Here is a 17,205-nt window from a genome sequence, read left to right as displayed (position 1 = left end):
AGGAGCGGCACTGATGTCCAGCCTGGCAGACGCAAATCTCCAGTCTGATCTGGACATCGCCCCACTGTTGTTGCCCGCGCAGGTTTTGCGCAACGACGCCCAAGCCATCAAGGCAGCCCACGAACTGGCGCAAGTCGCCCGCGCGCAGGCCGCCAAGCGCGACCGCCAGCGCAAGCTGCCATGGTCGGAAATCGAACAGTTCACCCGCAGCGGCCTCGGCAGCATTGCGATCCCGCGCGAATACGGTGGCCCCCAAGTTTCATTCGTCACATTGGCCGAAGTGTTCGCAATCATTTCCGCGGCCGATCCGGCGCTGGGACAGATCCCGCAGAACCAGTTCGGCATCATCAATCTGGTACTCGGCAGCGCCACCGAAGCGCAGAAAAAACAGCTGTTCCAGAGTGTTCTGGAAGGTTGGCGCATCGGCAATGCGGGTCCTGAGCGCGGCACCAAAAACACCCTGGAATTGAAAGCGCGCATCACCGCCGACGGCGACGATTACGTGATCAACGGCCAGAAGTTCTACTCCACCGGCGCGCTGTTCGCGCACTGGGTGGCGGTCAAGGCGCTCAATGACGACGGCAAACAAGTGCTGGCCTTCGTCCGCCGTGGCACCCCGGGCCTGCGCATCGTTGATGACTGGTCGGGCTTCGGTCAGCGCACCACTGCCAGCGGCACGATTCTGCTGAACAACGTGCGCGTCGAGTCGAGCCTGGTCGTCGATAACTGGAAGATCAACGAGAAGCCCAACACTCAAGGCGCGGTGTCGCAGCTGATTCAGGCAGCCATCGACGCCGGCATCGCCCGTGGCGCCATCGACGATGCCATCGAGTTCGTCAAAACTCGCGCGCGGCCCTGGATCGACGCCAAGGTTGAGCGCGCCAGCGATGACCTCTACGTGATCGCCGACATCGGCAAACTGAAAATCGAACTTCACGCGGCTGAAGCACTGTTGCGCAAGGCCGGCAAAGTGCTCGACCAAGTCCATGCCGCGCCGCTGACCGCCGAGTCCGCCGCCCGCGCTTCGATTGCGGTGGCCGAGGCCAAAGTGCTGACCACCGAGATCTCGCTGCAGGCCAGCGAAAAACTCTTCGAACTGGCCGGCAGCCGCGCGACCCTCGCCGAATTCAACCTCGACCGCCACTGGCGCAACGCCCGGGTGCACACCCTGCACGACCCGGTGCGCTGGAAATATCACGCGGTCGGCGCCTATCGCCTGAACGGTACTTTGCCGGCCCGCCATTCCTGGATTTAACGACCGCACACTTTCTCAAGAGCCTGGAGAAACCCATGACTTTTTCCCACCCCGTCGCGGTCATCACCAGCGATGAGCAAGCCCTGATCGTCGCCAGCGACCTGGCCGAAGATTTCAAACGCGACAGTGCCGTGCGCGACCGTGAACGCCGCCTGCCACTGCCGGAGCTCGACGTATTTTCCCGCTCCGGCCTGTGGGGCATCAGCGTCCCCAAGGAGTATGGCGGCGCCGGCGTGTCCAACGTGACCCTGGCCAAAGTCATTGCCCTGATCGCTCAGGCTGACGGCTCCCTCGGGCAGATTCCACAAAACCACTTTTACGCCCTTGAAGTGCTGCGCGTTAACGGCAGCCACGAGCAGAAACAACGCCTGTACGCCGAGGTGCTGGCCGGCCAGCGCTTCGGCAACGCCTTGGCGGAACTGGGTACCAAAACCGCCCACGACCGCGTCACCAGCCTCAAGCGTGACGGCGACGGCTATCGCATCAACGGGCGCAAGTTTTACGCGACCGGCGCGATCTACGCGCAGCGTATCCCGACCTCCGTGGTCGATGAAAATGGCGTGCAGCAACTGGCCTTCGTCCCGCGTGACAGCAAGGGCCTGACGGTGATCGACGACTGGAGTGGTTTCGGTCAGCGCACCACCGGCAGCGGATCCGTGGTGTTCGAAGACGTCTACGTTGCCGCCGAGGACGTAATACCGTTTCAGAGCGCTTTCGAGCGTCCGACCACGGTCGGCCCGCTGGCGCAGATCCTTCACGCCGCCATCGACACTGGCATCGCTCGCGCCGCTTATGAAGATGCGCTGCACTTCGTGCGCAGCAAGACCCGGCCATGGATCGACTCCGGTAACGACAAGGCCACCGAAGACCCGCTGACCCTGAAGAGCTTCGGCCACTTGAGCATTCGTCTGCACGCCACCGAAGCACTGCTGGAGCGCTCCGGCGAATTCCTCGACAAGGCCCAGGCCGAGACCAATGCCGAAACTGTCGCTGCCGCGTCGATTGCCGTCGCCGAAGCACGGGCGATCAGCACCGAAATCTCGCTCGCCGCAGGCAGCACGCTGTTCGAACTGGCCGGCAGTCAGGCCACCCTGATCGAGCACGGCCTCGACCGCCACTGGCGCAACGCTCGGGTGCACACCCTGCACGACCCGGTGCGCTGGAAGTATCACGCGGTGGGCAATTACTACCTCAACGATGAAAAGCCTCCGCTGCGAGGAACGATCTGATGAGCGGCGCAAAAAAGAAGATCCTGCTCAACGCGTTCAACATGAACTGCATCGGCCACATCAACCACGGCCTGTGGACGCATCCACGCGACACGTCGACGCGCTACAACACCATCGAGTACTGGACCGAGCTGGCGCAGTTGCTGGAGCGCGGTTTGTTCGACGGACTGTTCATCGCCGACATCGTCGGCGTATACGACGTCTACCAGAACTCGGTGGACGTCACGCTCAAAGAGTCGATCCAGTTGCCGGTCAACGACCCGTTGCTGCTGGTGTCGGCAATGGCCGCCGTGACGAAAAATCTCGGCTTCGGCCTCACCGCCAACCTCACTTACGAGCCGCCCTATCTGTTCGCCCGGCGCATGTCGTCGCTCGATCATCTGAGTCGTGGGAGGGTCGGCTGGAACATCGTCACCGGTTACCTCGACAGCGCCGCCAAGGCCATGGGCCTGCGCGAACAGGTCGAGCATGACCGGCGCTACGATCAGGCCGACGAGTACCTCGAAGTGCTCTACAAACTCTGGGAAGGCAGTTGGGAAAACGGCGCGGTGCTCAATGACCGTGAGCAGCGCATCTATGCGCAGCCGGAGAAGGTGCACAAGGTCGAGCACCACGGCGAGTTCTATCAGGTCGAGGGTTATCACCTCTGCGAGCCGTCGCCGCAGCGCACGCCGGTGCTGTTCCAGGCTGGCAGTTCGGACCGCGGTTTGCTGTTCGCCGGGCGTCACGCCGAGTGCGTGTTCATCAGCGGCCAGAACAAACCGTCGACCAAAGTGCAGGTGGACAAGGTCCGCGCCAGCGCCGTCGAAGCCGGACGCAATCCCGAGGACATCAAGGTGTTCATGGGCCTCAACGTGATCGTCGGCGCGACCGAAGAGGCCGCGTGGGCCAAGCACTCCGAGTACCTGAGTTATGCCAGCGCCGAGGCCGGCGTCGCGCATTTCTCAGCCTCCACCGGCATCGACTTTTCCCAGTACGAAATCGACGAACCGATCCAGTACGTCAAGAGCAATGCCATCCAGTCCGCGACCAAAAACCTGCAGAACAACGACTGGACCCGACGCAAATTGCTCGATCAGCACGCCCTCGGTGGCCGCTACATCACCGTGGTCGGCTCGCCTGAGCAGGTGGCGGATGAACTGGAAGCGTGGATCGCCGAAACCGGGCTGGACGGCTTCAACCTGACGCGCATCGTTACCCCGGAAAGCTATGTCGATTTCATTGAGCTGGTGATTCCGGAGCTGCAACGGCGTGGGTCGTACAAGACTGCGTATGACAGCGGCAGTTTGCGCGAGAAGCTGTTTCACGGGGCGGCGCAACTCCCAGAGCAACACATCGGGTCTTCATTTCGCCACTAAAAGCTTCGCGAGCAAGCCCGCTCCCACAGGGGGGAACGCATTCCAAAATGTGGGAGCGGGCTTGCTCGCGAAGAGGCCCGACCAGACACCACAAACTTTTGCACTGACTGGAAAAACCACCATGACCAACAAATTCCTGTCCCACCCAGTCAAAGCACTGGCCCTGGCCTTCGGCCTGTTCAGCTCGGCGGTGTTCGCCGCCGATGCACCCCTTAAAATCGGCACCACCGCCGCCTTCGCCATTCCCCTGGAAGCCGCCGTCGAAGAGGCCTCCAAACAAGGCCTGAAAGTCGAGCTGGTGGAGTTCACCGACTGGATCGCACCGAACGTCAGCCTCGCCGCCGGCGACATCGATGTGAATTACTTCCAGCACATCCCGTTCCTCGAAAACGCCAAGGCTGCCTCCGGTTTTGACCTGGTGCCGTTCGCCCCGGGGATCATCAACAACGTCGGCCTCTATTCGAAAAAATACAAAAGCTTCGACGAGTTGCCGGAAGGCGCCAGCGTCGCCATCGCCAACGACCCGATCAACAGCGGTCGCGGTCTGCAACTGCTGGCCAAGGCTGGTCTGATCACCCTGAAACCGGGGGTCGGCTACAAGGCCACCGAAGACGACATCGTCGCCAACCCGAAGAAGATCAAGATCCTGCAAGTCGAAGCCGTGCAACTGGTGCGCGCCTACGATGACGCCGATCTGGTCCAGGGCTACCCGGCCTACATCCGTCTGGCGAAAACCTTCGATGCCGGCTCGGCGCTGCTGTTCGACGGTCTCGACCACAAGGAATACGTGATCCAGTTCGTCATCCAGCCTAAGAGCAAGGACGACCCGCGCCTGATCAAATTCGTCGACATCTACCAGCACTCGCCGGCCGTTCGCGCCGCGCTGGATAAGGCTCACGGCAAGCTGTATCAGGCCGGTTGGGAAAGCTGAACATGACGGCCGCGATCCAACGGCGACTGGAGATTCCAGAGCCAGAAAATGCTGAAAAAACCGAACTGCATCCCGAGCTGAATCGCGCCCACGTGCGCTTCATCGGCCTGGGTAAAACCTACGAAGGTCGACAAGGCCCGGTGGCGGCCCTGCAAGGCATCGATCTGGCGATCCAGCGCGGCGAGGTGTTCGGCATCATCGGGCGCAGCGGCGCCGGCAAGTCGTCGCTGATCCGCACGATCAATCGTCTGGAACAACCGACTGCGGGGCGGGTGCTGATCGATCAGGTCGACATCGGCGAGTTCGATGAAGACCGGCTGGTCGCCCTGCGCCGACGCATCGGCATGATCTTCCAGCACTTCAACCTGATGTCGGCCAAGACCGTGTGGCAGAACGTCGAACTGCCGCTGAAAGTCGCGGGCGTACCGAAGGCGCAACGCGAGCAGAAGGTGCGTGAACTGCTCGAACTGGTCGGCCTGCAAGCCAAGCACAAGGCTTACCCGGCGCAGCTCTCCGGTGGGCAGAAACAGCGTGTCGGCATCGCCCGCGCATTGGTGCATGACCCGGACATTCTGCTGTGCGACGAAGCCACTTCGGCGCTCGATCCCGAGACCACCCAGTCGATCCTCGGCCTGCTGCGCGAGATCAATCAGCGCCTGGGCCTGACCATTGTACTGATCACTCACGAAATGGCGGTGATCCGCGAAATCTGCGACCGCGTGGTGGTCCTGGAACACGGGCGGATCGTCGAGCAGGGCCCGGTCTGGGAAGTGTTCGGCAATCCGCAGCACGAGGTCAGCCAGACCTTGCTCGCGCCGCTGCAACACGCCTTGCCGGCAGAACTGCAAAGCCGTCTGCATGCCCAGCCGCCCTCCTCCGAGGCGGCGGTGGTGCTGCGTTTACAGTTCACCGGCGGTGCCAGCGACGAGCCGGATCTGGCAGCGCTGTTCGCCGCCCTCGGCGGACGCGTGAAGTTGCTGCAGGGCGGCGTCGAGCGGATTCAGGGCCACGCGCTGGGACAACTGTTGCTGGCGGTCAGCGGCTCGGCCCTGAGCGCCGAACAATTGCGCGAGCGCGCCGAGCAGTGGGCGCAACGAGTGGAGGTATCGGGTTATGTGGTTTGATCGTTTGCTCCAGGGTTTCATCGACACCTTCCTGATGGTCGGCGTGTCGTCGCTGATCGCGTTGCTGGTGGGAATCCCGATGGCGGTGATTCTGGTCACCAGCGACAAGGGCGGCATCTATCAGGCACCGCTGCTCAACCGCGCGTTGGGCGCGTTCGTGAATCTGTTCCGCTCGATCCCGTTTCTGATTCTGATGGTCGCGCTGATTCCATTTACTCGATTGATTGTCGGCACCACGTACGGGGTGTGGGCGGCGGTGGTACCGCTGACGATTGCCGCGACGCCGTTCTTCGCGCGGATTGCCGAAGTGAGTTTGCGTGAGGTCGATCACGGCTTGATCGAGGCGGCGCAGGCCATGGGCTGCCGACGCTGGCACATCGTCTGGCATGTGCTGTTGCCTGAAGCGCTGCCGGGGATTGTTGGCGGGTTCACGATTACGCTGGTGACGATGATCAACTCGTCGGCCATGGCCGGGGCGATTGGTGCCGGCGGTTTGGGCGATATCGCTTACCGCTACGGTTATCAACGTTTCGACAGCCAGATCATGCTGACAGTGATTGTGTTGCTGGTGGCGTTGGTGGCGGTGATTCAGTTGGGTGGAGATCGTCTGGCACGGGGCCTGAACAAGCGCTGATTTCAGCAGGGCTCATTCGACGCTTTTGAAACCGCTTTCGCGAGCAGGCTCGCTCCCACATTTGGAATGCGTTCCCCTGTGGGAGCGAGCCTGCTCGCGAATGGCTGCGCAGCAGCCCCAGACCTGATGGCGTATATTCGGCAAATCCTCATTGCCCGCGCAGCCCTCGACCATGAAGCAAACGCCCTCCGATCTGGAACAGATCACCGCCACCACCCTCGGCCACTACAACTCGGTGGCCGAAGACTTCCGCGAAGGCACCCGCGATCACGATGTCAGTCAGAACATCGACGCCTTGCTTCGCCATATCCAGGGCACGGCGCCGTTCTCCATTCTCGATTTCGGCTGTGGGCCGGGGCGTGACTTGCGCACGTTCACCCGCATGGGCCACGTTGCGGTCGGCCTCGACGGTGCAGAGCAATTCGCGCAAATGGCACGGGCAGACAGTGGCTGTGAAGTGTGGTGTCAGGACTTTCTGAAACTCGATCTGCCGGCCGAGCGCTTCGACGGGATCTTCGCCAATGCGGTGCTGTTTCATGTGCCGTTGCAGGAGTTGCCGCGTGTGCTCGGGCAGCTGCATGCCACGCTGAAGCCGGGCGGGGTGTTGTTCAGTTCCAATCCTCGCGGGGATAACCGTGAGGGCTGGAACGGGCCGCGCTATGGTTCGTACCACGATCTGGAAGCGTGGCGCGGGTTGCTCACGGCAGCGGGGTTTGTCGAGCTTGAGCATTACTACCGGCCGGCGGGATTGCCGCGCGAGCAACAGCCTTGGCTGGCCAGCGTCTGGCGTAAATCTGCGTAGTCAGTTCTGACGCGTTCGCGAGCAAGCCCGCTCCCACAGTTGGAATGCGTACCTCCTGTGGGAGCGGGCTTGCTCGCGAATAGAGTGCGTAGCGCTCGCTCTTTAGCGGGTCTCTTTCTGCGGTTCGCGAATCTTGTACCAGGCCACATACAGCGCCGGCAGAAACAGCAGGGTCAGCAACGTCGCCACCACGATCCCGCCAATCATCGCGTAGGCCATCGGCCCCCAGAACACTTCCCGGGCAATCGGAATCATGCCCATGCTCGCCGCCGCCGCGGTCAGCAGGATTGGTCGGCGGCGGTGCTCAGTCGCTTCCACCACCGCATCCCATGGCGCAGAGCCGTTGCGCTCGAATTCATCGATCTGCGTCACGAGGATCACCGAGTTGCGGATGATGATGCCGATCAGCGCCAGAATCCCGAGGATCGCCACGAAGCCCATCGGCGTCCCGGTCGGCACCAGCGCCAGCACCACGCCGATCAGCCCCAGCGGCGCGACACTCGCCACCAGGAACATCTTCTGCACGCTGTGCAGCTGGATCATCAGGAAGGTCGCCATCAGGAACAGCATCAACGGCAAGACCTTGGCGATCGGCCCTTGGGCCTTGCCGCTTTCCTCGACCGTACCCCCGGTGGCGACCTTGTAGCCGACCGGCAGTTTTTCAGCGAAGGCATCGATCGACGGTTTGAGCAGTTTCACCAGGTCGGTCGGCTGGATCTCGTCACGCACCGAAGCCTTGATGGTGATGGTCGGCAAGCGGTCGCGACGCCACACCAGCGGCTGCTCCAGCTCATACCGCACGGTGGCGAAGGCCAGCAGCGGAATCGACGTGCCGTTGGGTGTGACGATCTGCAGGTTCTGCAGGGTTTCCGGCGTGCCGCGTTCCGAGTTCACCGCCCGGCCGACCACGTTGATCAGGTAAATGTCGTCGTTGACCTGGGTCAACGGCGAGCCGCTGACGATGCTGTTCATCAACTTCGCCACATCTTCCGAGGACAGCCCGAGCTGACGCGCCTTGTCCTGGGCGATGTCGATGCGCAGGACTTTGCCCGGCTCGTTCCAGTCGTAAATGATCTCGCCGATGTGTTCGTTCTTGTCCAGCTCGGTCGCCAGATCAATGGCGTGCTTGCGCACCTGATCGATGTCCTTGCCGCTGACCCGATACTGAATCGGACGTCCCACCGGCGGGCCCATTTCCAGCGCCTGCACGTAACTGCCGATGCCGACGAAGTCTTTGTGCAAACGCTCGCGCAGGCGTTGGCTCAGCGCCTCACGGGCCTCGAAATCCTTGCTGACGATCACCAGTTGCGCGTAGTACGGGTTCTGCAATTGCTGGTCGAGCGGCAGGTAGAAACGGATCGCACCCTGACCGATGTAGGTGCTCCAGCGCACGATGTCCGGATCGCCCTTGAGCGTGGCTTCGAGCTTGTCCACGGCCTTGCGGGTTTCGTCGATCGAGGCGTTTTGCGGCAGGTTCAGGTCGACGAGAATTTCCGGGCGATCCGACGACGGGAAGAACTGGTTCTGCACAAAGCGCATGCAGAACACCGCCAGCACAAACAGCAGCACGGTGATGCCGATCGCCCACCAACGATTGCGCATGCACCACAGCAAACCACCGTTGAACGCCCGACCGATGCGGCCCGGCTCGGCTTCATGGGGTTTCACGTTGGTGCTGAGGATGTGCACGCCGATCACCGGCGCAAAGAACACCGCCACCACCCACGACACCAGCATCGCCACCGCGATCACCGCAAACAGGGTGAAGGTGTACTCGCCGGCGGAGCTGGCATTGAGGCCGATGGGCACGAAACCGGCGACGGTCACCAGCGTACCGGTGAGCATCGGGAATGCCGTCGAGGTGTAGGCGAACGTCGCCGCCTGCTCCTTGGTCTCACCCATTTCCAGGCGCGTGACCATCATCTCCACGGTGATCATCGCGTCGTCCACTAGCAGGCCGAGGGCGATGATCAGCGCCCCGAGGGAAATCCGCTGCATGGTGATGCCGCTGTATTCCATGAACACGAAGACCATCGCCAGCACCAGCGGAATCGAGCACGCCACCACCAGCCCGGCGCGCACGCCGAGGCTGATGAAGCTGACCACCAGCACGATCACCACCGCTTCGAACAGCGCACTGGTGAAACCGCCGACCGCCTCTTCCACCACCACGGCCTGATCGGACACCGTATGGACGCCGACGCCAACCGGCAAATCAGCGGTGATCTGGTCGATCCGCTGGTGCAGCGCCTTGCCGAATTCCTGGACGTTACCGCCCTTCTGCATGGCAATCGCCAGACCGATTGCCGGCTTGCCGTCGAAACGAAATTCCGGCGTGGCCGGGTCGACGTAACCGCGACTGATGTCGGCGACATCGGCCAGACGATAGAAGCGGTCATTGAGCTTGAGATTGACCTCGGCCAGATCCTTCTCCGAAGCGAACTGCCCCGAGGTGCGCACCGAAATGCGCTCCGGGCCGGCCTCGATCACCCCCGCCGGGGTCACGGCGTTCTGCGATTGCAGGCTCTGCACCACCTGACGCTGGTCGATGCCCAACGCGGCGAGTTTGCGGGTGGAGAAGTTCAGGTAAATCACTTCGTCCTGCTGGCCGATCATTTCGATCTTGCCCAGCCCCGGGACGTTGCGAATCTCGGCGCGGGCCTGCTCCACATAGTCGCGCAACTGGCGCATGGTCAGGCCGTCGGCGGTAAACGCGTAGACCGAGCCGTACACATCGCCAAACTCGTCGTTGAACCCGGGGCCTTGAATGCCCTGGGGAAACTGGCCGCGAATGTCATCGATCTTCTTGCGCACCTGGTACCAGATTTCCGGAATATCCTTGGCGCTGGTGGTGTCGCGCAGGTACACGTAGACCGTCGATTCGCCGGGGCGCGTATAGCTTTTCACGTAGTCGAGGGAGTCGAGCTCCTCGAGCTTTTTCTCGATGCGATCGGTAACCTGCTTGAGGGTTTCCTCCTGGGTCGCACCCGGCCATTTGGTCTGGATGACCATGGTCTTGATGGTGAACGAGGGGTCTTCTTCGCGCCCCAAATTAAAGTACGAAAACACCCCCATCAGCAGCGCGACGAACATCAGGTACCAGACAAACGACTGATGCTTGAGGGCCCATTCGGAGAGATTGAAAGAGCCTTTCATTGACTGTCCTCGTCGAGTTTCACGGCTTGTCCGGGTTTGAGACTGTTAACGCCTGCGGTGACCACCTGCTCGCCGGACTTGACCCCGCCGGCCAGCACCACCGTGCCGTCGGTGCGGCTGATCACGCTGACGTCACGGGGCGCGACGGTTTTGCTTTGGGTGTCGATCACCCAGATGCGGGTCTTGCCGTCGGCTTCCTGCAGGGCGGTGGCAGGCAATTCGATGCGCGGCTTGATCGCCGAACTGAGGGTCACGCTGATCGCCGTGCCGAGGCGGAAACCGTCCGGCGTGTTGGCCAGGGTCAGCCGCGCGCGGCGGGTGCGCGTGGCGCTTTGGGCCTGCGGTTCGATTTCGCGAATGGTTGCGGTGGTGTTGATACTCGGGTCGAGTTGCCCGGCCACCAGAAACACCACGTCGGAAGGAATTTCATCGACCAGCGTGTCCGGCAGATCGATCACCGCTTCCTTGATGTCCGGTTGCGCCAGGGTCACCAATTGCTGACCTGCTGTCACCACTTGCCCGGCCTCGGCATTCCACGCGGTGACCACGGCTTTGTGGTCGGCGCGCAATTCGGTGTAAGCGAGTTGATCCTGGCTCTGGTTGACCGCCGCCCGCGCCTGATCGAGCGAGGCCTGAGTGGTTTTCAGGTCGGTGGTGGCGATGTCCAGTTGCGCCTGCGCGCCAACCCCGCGATCGAACAGCGCCTGCTGCCGACGGGCATTGGCCTGGGCGTTGATCAGTTGCGCCTGAACCTTGGCCAGGTCACCCTGGGCCGAACGCAACTGGTTCTGCTGATCGGACGGGTCGAGGGTCGCCAGCAGCGTACCCTTTTGCACCTCGGCGCCGACATCGACGTTGCGACTGGCAATGCGCCCGCCGACGCGGAACCCGGTGTTGCTCTCGTAACGCGCCTGAATGCTGCCGGCGAAACGCCCGAGGGTTTCCTCGTTCAGCGCCTGTACCTTGATCGACAGCACCGGCCGCACCGGCTCCGGCGGTGGCTCGCTTTTCGAGCAGGCGGCCAGCAGCACGCCAATGGACAACAGCCCCAGACGCTTCATGGCTGCGCTCCCGGTTGCAGACCTTCGTAGGTGTTTTCGGCGATTTCGACTTTCATGCCCGGGTGCAGCAGTTGCCCACCCGCGACAATCACTTTCTCACCGCCCTTGAGGCCGTCGCTGATGATGACCTTGCCGATCAGGTAGCGGCTGACGGTGACGTTGTGCAGCTGCGCTTCGCCCTTGTCGTCAACCATCCACACCGCCGGATCGCTGATGTTTTTGGTCAGCGCCGACCACGGCAATTCCACCGCCGACTTGCCGCTGCCCTTGGCCGTGGCGCTGACCACCGAGCCGAGCTGCATACCCTGCGGCAGGCTGTCGAGGGTGACTTTGACTTGCACCGTGCCGGACTGCGCCGACACCGCCGGGGTGATTTCACGCACCGTGCCGGTGGTCTTGATGTTGGGGTTGTCGAGCAGGCTGACGACAATCGAACGCTCCGCCGGGCGCTCAGCCAGCAACGACTCATAAACGTTGAACACCGCGTCACGATCGCCATCGCGGGCCAGTTTGAAAATCGGCGCGGTGGCCTGGACCACCTGGCCGACTTCAGCCTGGCGCTCGGTAATGATGCCGGGGGCGTCAGCGACCAGCGAGGTGTAACTGAGTTGATCCTTGGCATTGGCCAGTTGCGCCTGCGCCGCGCTCAGGGCGCTCTGGCTGCTGCGCAACGCGGCTTGGGCGGAATCGAATTCGCTCTGGCTGGTGTAGCCCTTGGGCAGCAGCTTTTGCTGACGCACGAATGCCGCCGCACTCTGCTTGACCCGCGCCTGTTCGGCGATGACCTGGGCTTGCACGGAATCGACGTTGGTCTGCAAATCCTTGGGATCGAGCTTGGCCAGTACCTGTTTGGCGCTGACCCGGTCGCCGACATCCACCATGCGCTGAATGATCTTGCCACCGACCCGGAACGACAGTTCGGTCTGCACCCGCGCCTGCACGTCACCGGTGAGAGTCACGGCAGCGGCATAGTCCGCCGGTTTGACCTCTTGCACAAAGACCCGTGGCAGGTACTCCGCCGGGGCTTCTTTCTTGCCGCAAGCGGTCAGCAACGTGAGCAGGCTCAGCACGACAGCTGTTTTCAATCCGGGACTCGCCATGCAGACTCCTTCCTGTGTACGAACGTGCAAGTGACGATACGACTGTGAGCTTAGAACAGGGTTCAACGTTCGCCTGCGTGATCTCTATATTTCCCCTGTAGGAGCTGCCGCAGGCTGCGATCTTTTGACTTTACAAAAGCAAGATCAAAAAATCGCAGCCTTCGGCAGCTCCTACAATGGTCGCCTCAAGAGAAGGATTTTCATGCTCAAGACCCTCGCGGTGGCCAATTACCGCTCGATCAACAAACTGGTGATTCCGCTGGGCCGGCTGAACCTGATCACCGGCCCCAACGGCAGTGGCAAGTCCAATCTCTATCGGGCCTTGCGCCTGCTGGCGGAGACCGCCCAGGGCGGCGTGGTCAATGCACTGGCCCGCGAGGGCGGGCTGGATTCGACGTTCTGGGCCGGGCCGGAAACCATCAGTCGGCGCATGCGCAACGGCGAAGTGGCGATCGAGCCGACGGTGCGTCAGGGCGTCAAACGTCTGCGCCTGGGGTTTGCCGGCGAGGATTTCAGCTACTCCATCAGCCTCGGATTGCCCGACTCCAACGGACATTTCATGCTGCCGGGGGATACTCATCCCAGCCCCTCGCGCTTCAGTCTCGATCCGCAGATCAAGCGCGAATGCATCTGGGCCGGGCCGCTCTATCGCCCGGCCAGCCTGCTGGTGGATCGCAACGGCCCGATGATTCGCGCCCGCGAAGGCCGCAGCTGGGACGTGCTGGCACAGCACACGCCGAATTTCGACAGTCTGTTCGATCAGATCGGCAGCCTGCGCAGTTCGCCGGAAGTGTTCCAGATGCGCGAGTTCATTCGCCGCTGGCGCTTCTACGATCACTTTCGCAGCGACGCCGACGCCCCGGTGCGCCAACCGCAACTGGGTACGCGCACGCCGGTGCTGCACCACGACGGTCGCGACCTCGCCGCAGCCCTGCAGACCATCAATGAAATCGGCGACCCCGAGGCGTTGCAGGCGGCGATCAGCGACGCGTTTCCCGGCGCAAGACTGAACATCGCACCGCTGGCCGGCGGACGCTTTGCCATCGAGTTCTTTCAGGAGGGGTTGCTGCGGCCACTGTCGGCGGCGGAGCTGTCGGACGGCACCCTGCGTTATCTGTTGCTGATCGCCGCGCTGCTGACGCCACGCCCGCCGTCATTGATGGTGCTCAACGAACCGGAAACCAGTCTGCATCCGGATCTGTTGCCGGCGCTGGCGCGCTTGATCATTCGCGCTTCGCAGGCGTGTCAGGTGTGGGTGGTGTCGCATGCGCGACGGTTGATTTCGGCGTTGCAGGAAGATTCCGAATGCAACTGCATCGTGCTGGAGAAGACGCTGGGGCAGACCGGAATTGTTGGCCAGCGGGTGCTGGATGAGCCGGCGTGGAACTGGCCGGATTGAGCGGCACCTGAGCGAGCGCTTTCGCGAGCAGGCTCGCTCCCACAGTTGGAATGCGTACCCCTGTGGGAGCGAGCCTGCTCGCGAAGAGGACCTTCAGGTCAGCGCAGATTTAACGGCCAATCACCCCTGCCACTTGCCACCCTCGACAATCACACTCTCAGGCTGGGTGTCATCGCTCAGTTCTTTACGCACATATTGGTCATACAGCTTGAGCAGATATTTCTCCTCACCCAACTTGGCCAGCTCGGTATTCACCCAGTCACGCAGCTCGACGTTGCCCTTCTTCACTGCCGGGGCAATCGGTGCTTCGGCGCCGAGTTTTTCGTCCAGCACGCGGTAGCCCGGGTTCTGCTTGGCCCAGCTGAACAGCACCAGATTGTCCTGCGCGTAGGCATCGCCGCGACCGTTGGCCAAGGCTTGCAACGACTCGGAATTTTTCTCGAACTTCAGCAGTTTCCAGTCCGGATGATTCTTGGTCAGCCAGATGTCGGCGGTGGTACCGGTGGTAACGATGGTGGTGCGAGTGGCCAGGTCATCCAGATTTTTTACCGCGCTGCTTTGCGGCACCAGCGCCTGCACCGCGACCTTGAGGTTCGGGTTGGTGAATTCCACCGCCTCCTTGCGCTCCGGGGTCACGGTCATGTTGGCGAGGATCAGGTCGACCTTGTCGCTCTGCAGGAACGGAATGCGGCTCGCCGGTTCCACGGCCACGAACTCGACCTTGTTCTCGTCGCCCAGCAGATCCTTGGCGAAACGCCGACCGATATCGGTGTCGAAGCCGACGTAGCGCCCGGCTTCATCGACGAAACCGAACGGTGGCTTGTCGGTGAATACACCGACGATCAGTTTGTCGCGGGCCTTGATCTTGTCCAGGTAACCGGCTGGCGCGGTGCTTTCGCTGGCGACTTTCGGCTTGGCCGGTTCTTCGGATTTGTTGCAGCCGGCGAGCAGCGCGAGCCCCAGCAGCGGCAGTAAAAACAGGGATGACTTGGCAGTTTTCATAGCGGTTCCAGTTCCTTTGTCGGATTCGTTTCAGGCAGTGTTGCAACGAAGGAGAACTTCTCCAGAAACTGCTGCGCGCGTGCGGTTTGCGGGTTCGTAAAGAAAATCTCGGGCGGGTTCTGCTCAAGGATGCGCCCGGCATCCATGAACACGATGCGGTCGGCCACCGCGCGGGCGAAGGCCATTTCATGGGTGACGATCAGCAGGGTCATGCCCTCGCGGGCCAGGCCCTGAATCACTTGCAGCACTTCCTTGACCATCTCCGGATCAAGGGCGGCGGTGACTTCATCAAAGAGCATGACCCGTGGGTTCATGCACAACGAGCGGACGATGGCGATGCGTTGCTGCTGACCGCCGGAGAGCTGGCGTGGAAACGCATCGCGCTTGTCCGCCAGGCCCACCCGCTCGAGCAAGGCTTCGGCCTGCTGCTGCGCTTCACGGCGCTGGCGCTTTTGCACCTTGAGCGGGCCGAGCAGCAAATTGTCGAGCACGCTCATGTGCGGGAACAGGTGATAACTCTGGAACACCATGCCGATCTGCTGGCGCACTTCGCGCCAGTCGGTGGCCTTGTCCAGCAGCCCGCGCCCGGCAAATTTGAGGCTGCCGCTGTGTGCGCTTTCCAGGCCGTTGAGGCAACGCAGCAACGTGCTTTTGCCACAACCGCTGGGGCCGAGGATGACGATCACTTCGCCGCTGCGCACTTGCAGGTCGATGCCCTTGAGCACCTGCTGCTCGCCATAGAATTTGTTGAACCCCTGAAACTCGATCAATGCGCTCATGCTTGCGTCCAGCGCCGCTCCAGCACGCGCGAGGCGGCCGAGAGCGGGTAGCAGATGAAAAAGAAAAACAGAAACAGCGCGCCGTAGATCAGTACCGATTCGTAAGTGCGCTCGATGATCTGTTGGCCGACCTTGATCACATCGACCACGCCAATCAGCACCGCCAGCGAGCTGGTCTTGATGATTCGCGTGTAGACGTTGATGGTCGGCGGCGTCATGCGTTTCAGCGCTTGCGGCAGCAACACGTAGCCGTAGAGTTGCGCGGCGTTCAGGCCAATCGACAGGCCCGCTTCACGCTGCCCGCGCGGCAACGAGTGCAGCGCACCGCGCGCCACCTCGCCAACCTCGCTGGCGCCCCACAACGACAGCACCAGCACCGCACACCAGAAACTCGGCAGGCTCAGGCCGAAGAAAATCGGCAGCCCGAAGAACAACAGATACAACCAGACCAGCACCGGAATCGCCCGGAACAGCTCCAGATACACCCGCAAAATTGCGTTCAGCCATGTCACGTTGAGCGTGCGCAACACGCCGTAGAGCACCCCGCCAACGGTGCTGATAGCGATGCTCAGGAACGAGATCGACAGGGTTTGCCCGGCGCCTTTTGCCAGTTGTGGCAACGACACCCAGAGCAGTTCAAGACCCGAACTGGCCATGCTGGAGCCTCCTTTCCAGACGGCTGAGCAACAGCGACAGCGGCAAGAACAACAGCACGCAGATCAGCGTCAGCACGGCGAGCATTTCGTAGGTTTTGTAATAGAGCGCGATGTAGCTCTTGGTGGTGTAGAGGATTTCCGGCACGGCCACCGCCGAGACCACGGTGGTTTCCTTGAGCAGGAAAACGAAATTGGCGAACAGCGACGGCAGGCTGAGAATCCCCGCTTGCGGCAGGATCACGTAGCGCAGCAACTGACCGTGGGACAGACCAATGGAGCGGCCCGATTCGAGTTGCGCCTGCGGCACCGCATCGACGCCGGCGCGCAGTACTTCGGTGAGGTAGGCACCGCCAAGGAAAGTCATGGTGATGATTGCCGCGGTGAACCCGGAAACCTTGATCCCCAGCGCCGGCAAGGCGAAGTAGACGAAGAACAGTTGAATCAGCAGCGGCGTGTTGCGCGCCAGTTCCACATAAAGGCCCACCAGTTTTTGCAGGTACGGTGTGCGGAACACCAGGATCGTCGCGTTGAGCAGCGCCACCAGCAGCGACGTGCCAATGGCGATGAACCCGACTTGCAGCGTCACGCCCACAGCCTTGAGAAAGGCCGGCAGGGTACTGAGGATAAATGCGTAATCGAAAGTCATGAAGCATCCTGGACGTCGCTCGGTAAGCGACGGTCATGCAGTCCATGGACAGCGGGTAACTGTCCGGCAGGCG

At 62.0% G+C, this 17,205-nt stretch carries 15 protein-coding genes; 8 read left to right on the top strand and 7 right to left on the bottom strand.

Annotated features, from left to right (window positions below; genetic code table 11):
• Positions 1-13: 13 nt before the first annotated feature.
• The 7 genes from M0808_RS08740 to M0808_RS08710 all read left to right on the top strand — a co-directional run bounded on the left by M0808_RS08740 (position 14) and on the right by M0808_RS08710 (position 7,333).
• Positions 14-1,255 (top strand): SfnB family sulfur acquisition oxidoreductase, encoded by a 1,242-nt coding sequence (locus M0808_RS08740; protein ID WP_097086876.1) that lies wholly within the window; start codon positions 14-16, stop codon positions 1,253-1,255.
• A gap of 35 nt (positions 1,256-1,290) precedes the next feature.
• Positions 1,291-2,484, top strand: a complete 1,194-nt coding sequence (locus M0808_RS08735; protein ID WP_247840756.1) for an SfnB family sulfur acquisition oxidoreductase — start codon at positions 1,291-1,293, stop codon at positions 2,482-2,484.
• Positions 2,484-3,842 (top strand): LLM class flavin-dependent oxidoreductase, encoded by a 1,359-nt coding sequence (locus tag M0808_RS08730; RefSeq protein WP_247840754.1) that lies wholly within the window; start codon positions 2,484-2,486, stop codon positions 3,840-3,842. Before M0808_RS08735 ends, M0808_RS08730 begins: the two co-directional genes overlap by 1 nt.
• A gap of 121 nt (positions 3,843-3,963) precedes the next feature.
• Positions 3,964-4,773, top strand: a complete 810-nt coding sequence (locus M0808_RS08725; RefSeq protein WP_134785177.1) for a MetQ/NlpA family ABC transporter substrate-binding protein — start codon at positions 3,964-3,966, stop codon at positions 4,771-4,773.
• A gap of 2 nt (positions 4,774-4,775) precedes the next feature.
• The gene (locus M0808_RS08720) at positions 4,776-5,897 is read left to right on the top strand and encodes an ATP-binding cassette domain-containing protein (RefSeq protein WP_247840752.1); all 1,122 of its coding nucleotides are present in this window, start codon (positions 4,776-4,778) and stop codon (positions 5,895-5,897) included.
• Complete coding sequence (locus tag M0808_RS08715) at positions 5,887-6,531, top strand: methionine ABC transporter permease (RefSeq protein WP_027611182.1); 645 nt, start codon at positions 5,887-5,889, stop codon at positions 6,529-6,531. The genes M0808_RS08720 and M0808_RS08715 overlap by 11 nt, the downstream gene beginning before the upstream one ends.
• A 172-nt stretch (positions 6,532-6,703) precedes the next feature.
• Positions 6,704-7,333 (top strand): class I SAM-dependent methyltransferase, encoded by a 630-nt coding sequence (locus tag M0808_RS08710; RefSeq protein ID WP_247840750.1) that lies wholly within the window; start codon positions 6,704-6,706, stop codon positions 7,331-7,333.
• 102 nt (positions 7,334-7,435) lie between these two features.
• Here the strand turns inward: M0808_RS08710 and M0808_RS08705 are convergent, their stop codons facing one another.
• The 3 genes from M0808_RS08705 to M0808_RS08695 are packed head-to-tail and all read right to left on the bottom strand — an operon-like array spanning position 7,436 to position 12,650.
• Entirely contained in the window at positions 7,436-10,489 is a 3,054-nt protein-coding gene (locus tag M0808_RS08705) for an efflux RND transporter permease subunit (RefSeq protein WP_027611180.1), read from the bottom strand.
• Entirely contained in the window at positions 10,486-11,550 is a 1,065-nt protein-coding gene (locus tag M0808_RS08700; protein WP_247840748.1) for an efflux RND transporter periplasmic adaptor subunit, read from the bottom strand. The genes M0808_RS08705 and M0808_RS08700 overlap by 4 nt, the downstream gene beginning before the upstream one ends.
• Positions 11,547-12,650, bottom strand: coding sequence for an efflux RND transporter periplasmic adaptor subunit (locus tag M0808_RS08695; protein ID WP_247840746.1), 1,104 nt, complete (start codon positions 12,648-12,650; stop codon positions 11,547-11,549). Before M0808_RS08695 ends, M0808_RS08700 begins: the two co-directional genes overlap by 4 nt.
• Before the next feature lie 202 nt (positions 12,651-12,852).
• Between M0808_RS08695 and M0808_RS08690 the strand changes: the two genes are divergently transcribed.
• On the top strand, positions 12,853-14,049 hold the full coding sequence (locus M0808_RS08690; protein ID WP_247840744.1) for an AAA family ATPase: 1,197 nt from the start codon (positions 12,853-12,855) through the stop codon (positions 14,047-14,049).
• Positions 14,050-14,169: 120 nt separating this feature from the next.
• Here the strand turns inward: M0808_RS08690 and M0808_RS08685 are convergent, their stop codons facing one another.
• Genes M0808_RS08685 through M0808_RS08670 form a run of 4 tightly spaced genes read right to left on the bottom strand, consistent with a single transcriptional unit; the run spans position 14,170 to position 17,132 of the window.
• Positions 14,170-15,051, bottom strand: a complete 882-nt coding sequence (locus tag M0808_RS08685) for a transporter substrate-binding domain-containing protein (RefSeq protein WP_096797446.1) — start codon at positions 15,049-15,051, stop codon at positions 14,170-14,172.
• Entirely contained in the window at positions 15,048-15,830 is a 783-nt protein-coding gene (locus tag M0808_RS08680) for an amino acid ABC transporter ATP-binding protein (protein ID WP_247840742.1), read from the bottom strand. The genes M0808_RS08685 and M0808_RS08680 overlap by 4 nt, the downstream gene beginning before the upstream one ends.
• Positions 15,827-16,486 carry an amino acid ABC transporter permease gene (locus tag M0808_RS08675; RefSeq protein ID WP_047290785.1) on the bottom strand — a complete coding sequence of 220 codons (660 nt, stop codon included), beginning with the start codon at positions 16,484-16,486 and terminating at the stop codon, positions 15,827-15,829. Before M0808_RS08675 ends, M0808_RS08680 begins: the two co-directional genes overlap by 4 nt.
• Positions 16,467-17,132 (bottom strand): amino acid ABC transporter permease, encoded by a 666-nt coding sequence (locus M0808_RS08670; protein ID WP_247840741.1) that lies wholly within the window; start codon positions 17,130-17,132, stop codon positions 16,467-16,469. Before M0808_RS08670 ends, M0808_RS08675 begins: the two co-directional genes overlap by 20 nt.
• Positions 17,133-17,205 lie beyond the last annotated feature (73 nt).

This window comes from Pseudomonas sp. MWU12-3103b, from assembly GCF_023100615.1.
Taxonomy (GTDB): domain Bacteria; phylum Pseudomonadota; class Gammaproteobacteria; order Pseudomonadales; family Pseudomonadaceae; genus Aquipseudomonas; species Aquipseudomonas putida_A.
The sequence above is the reverse complement of the archived record's forward strand: the minus strand, read 5'-3'. Positions and strand labels throughout refer to the sequence as shown.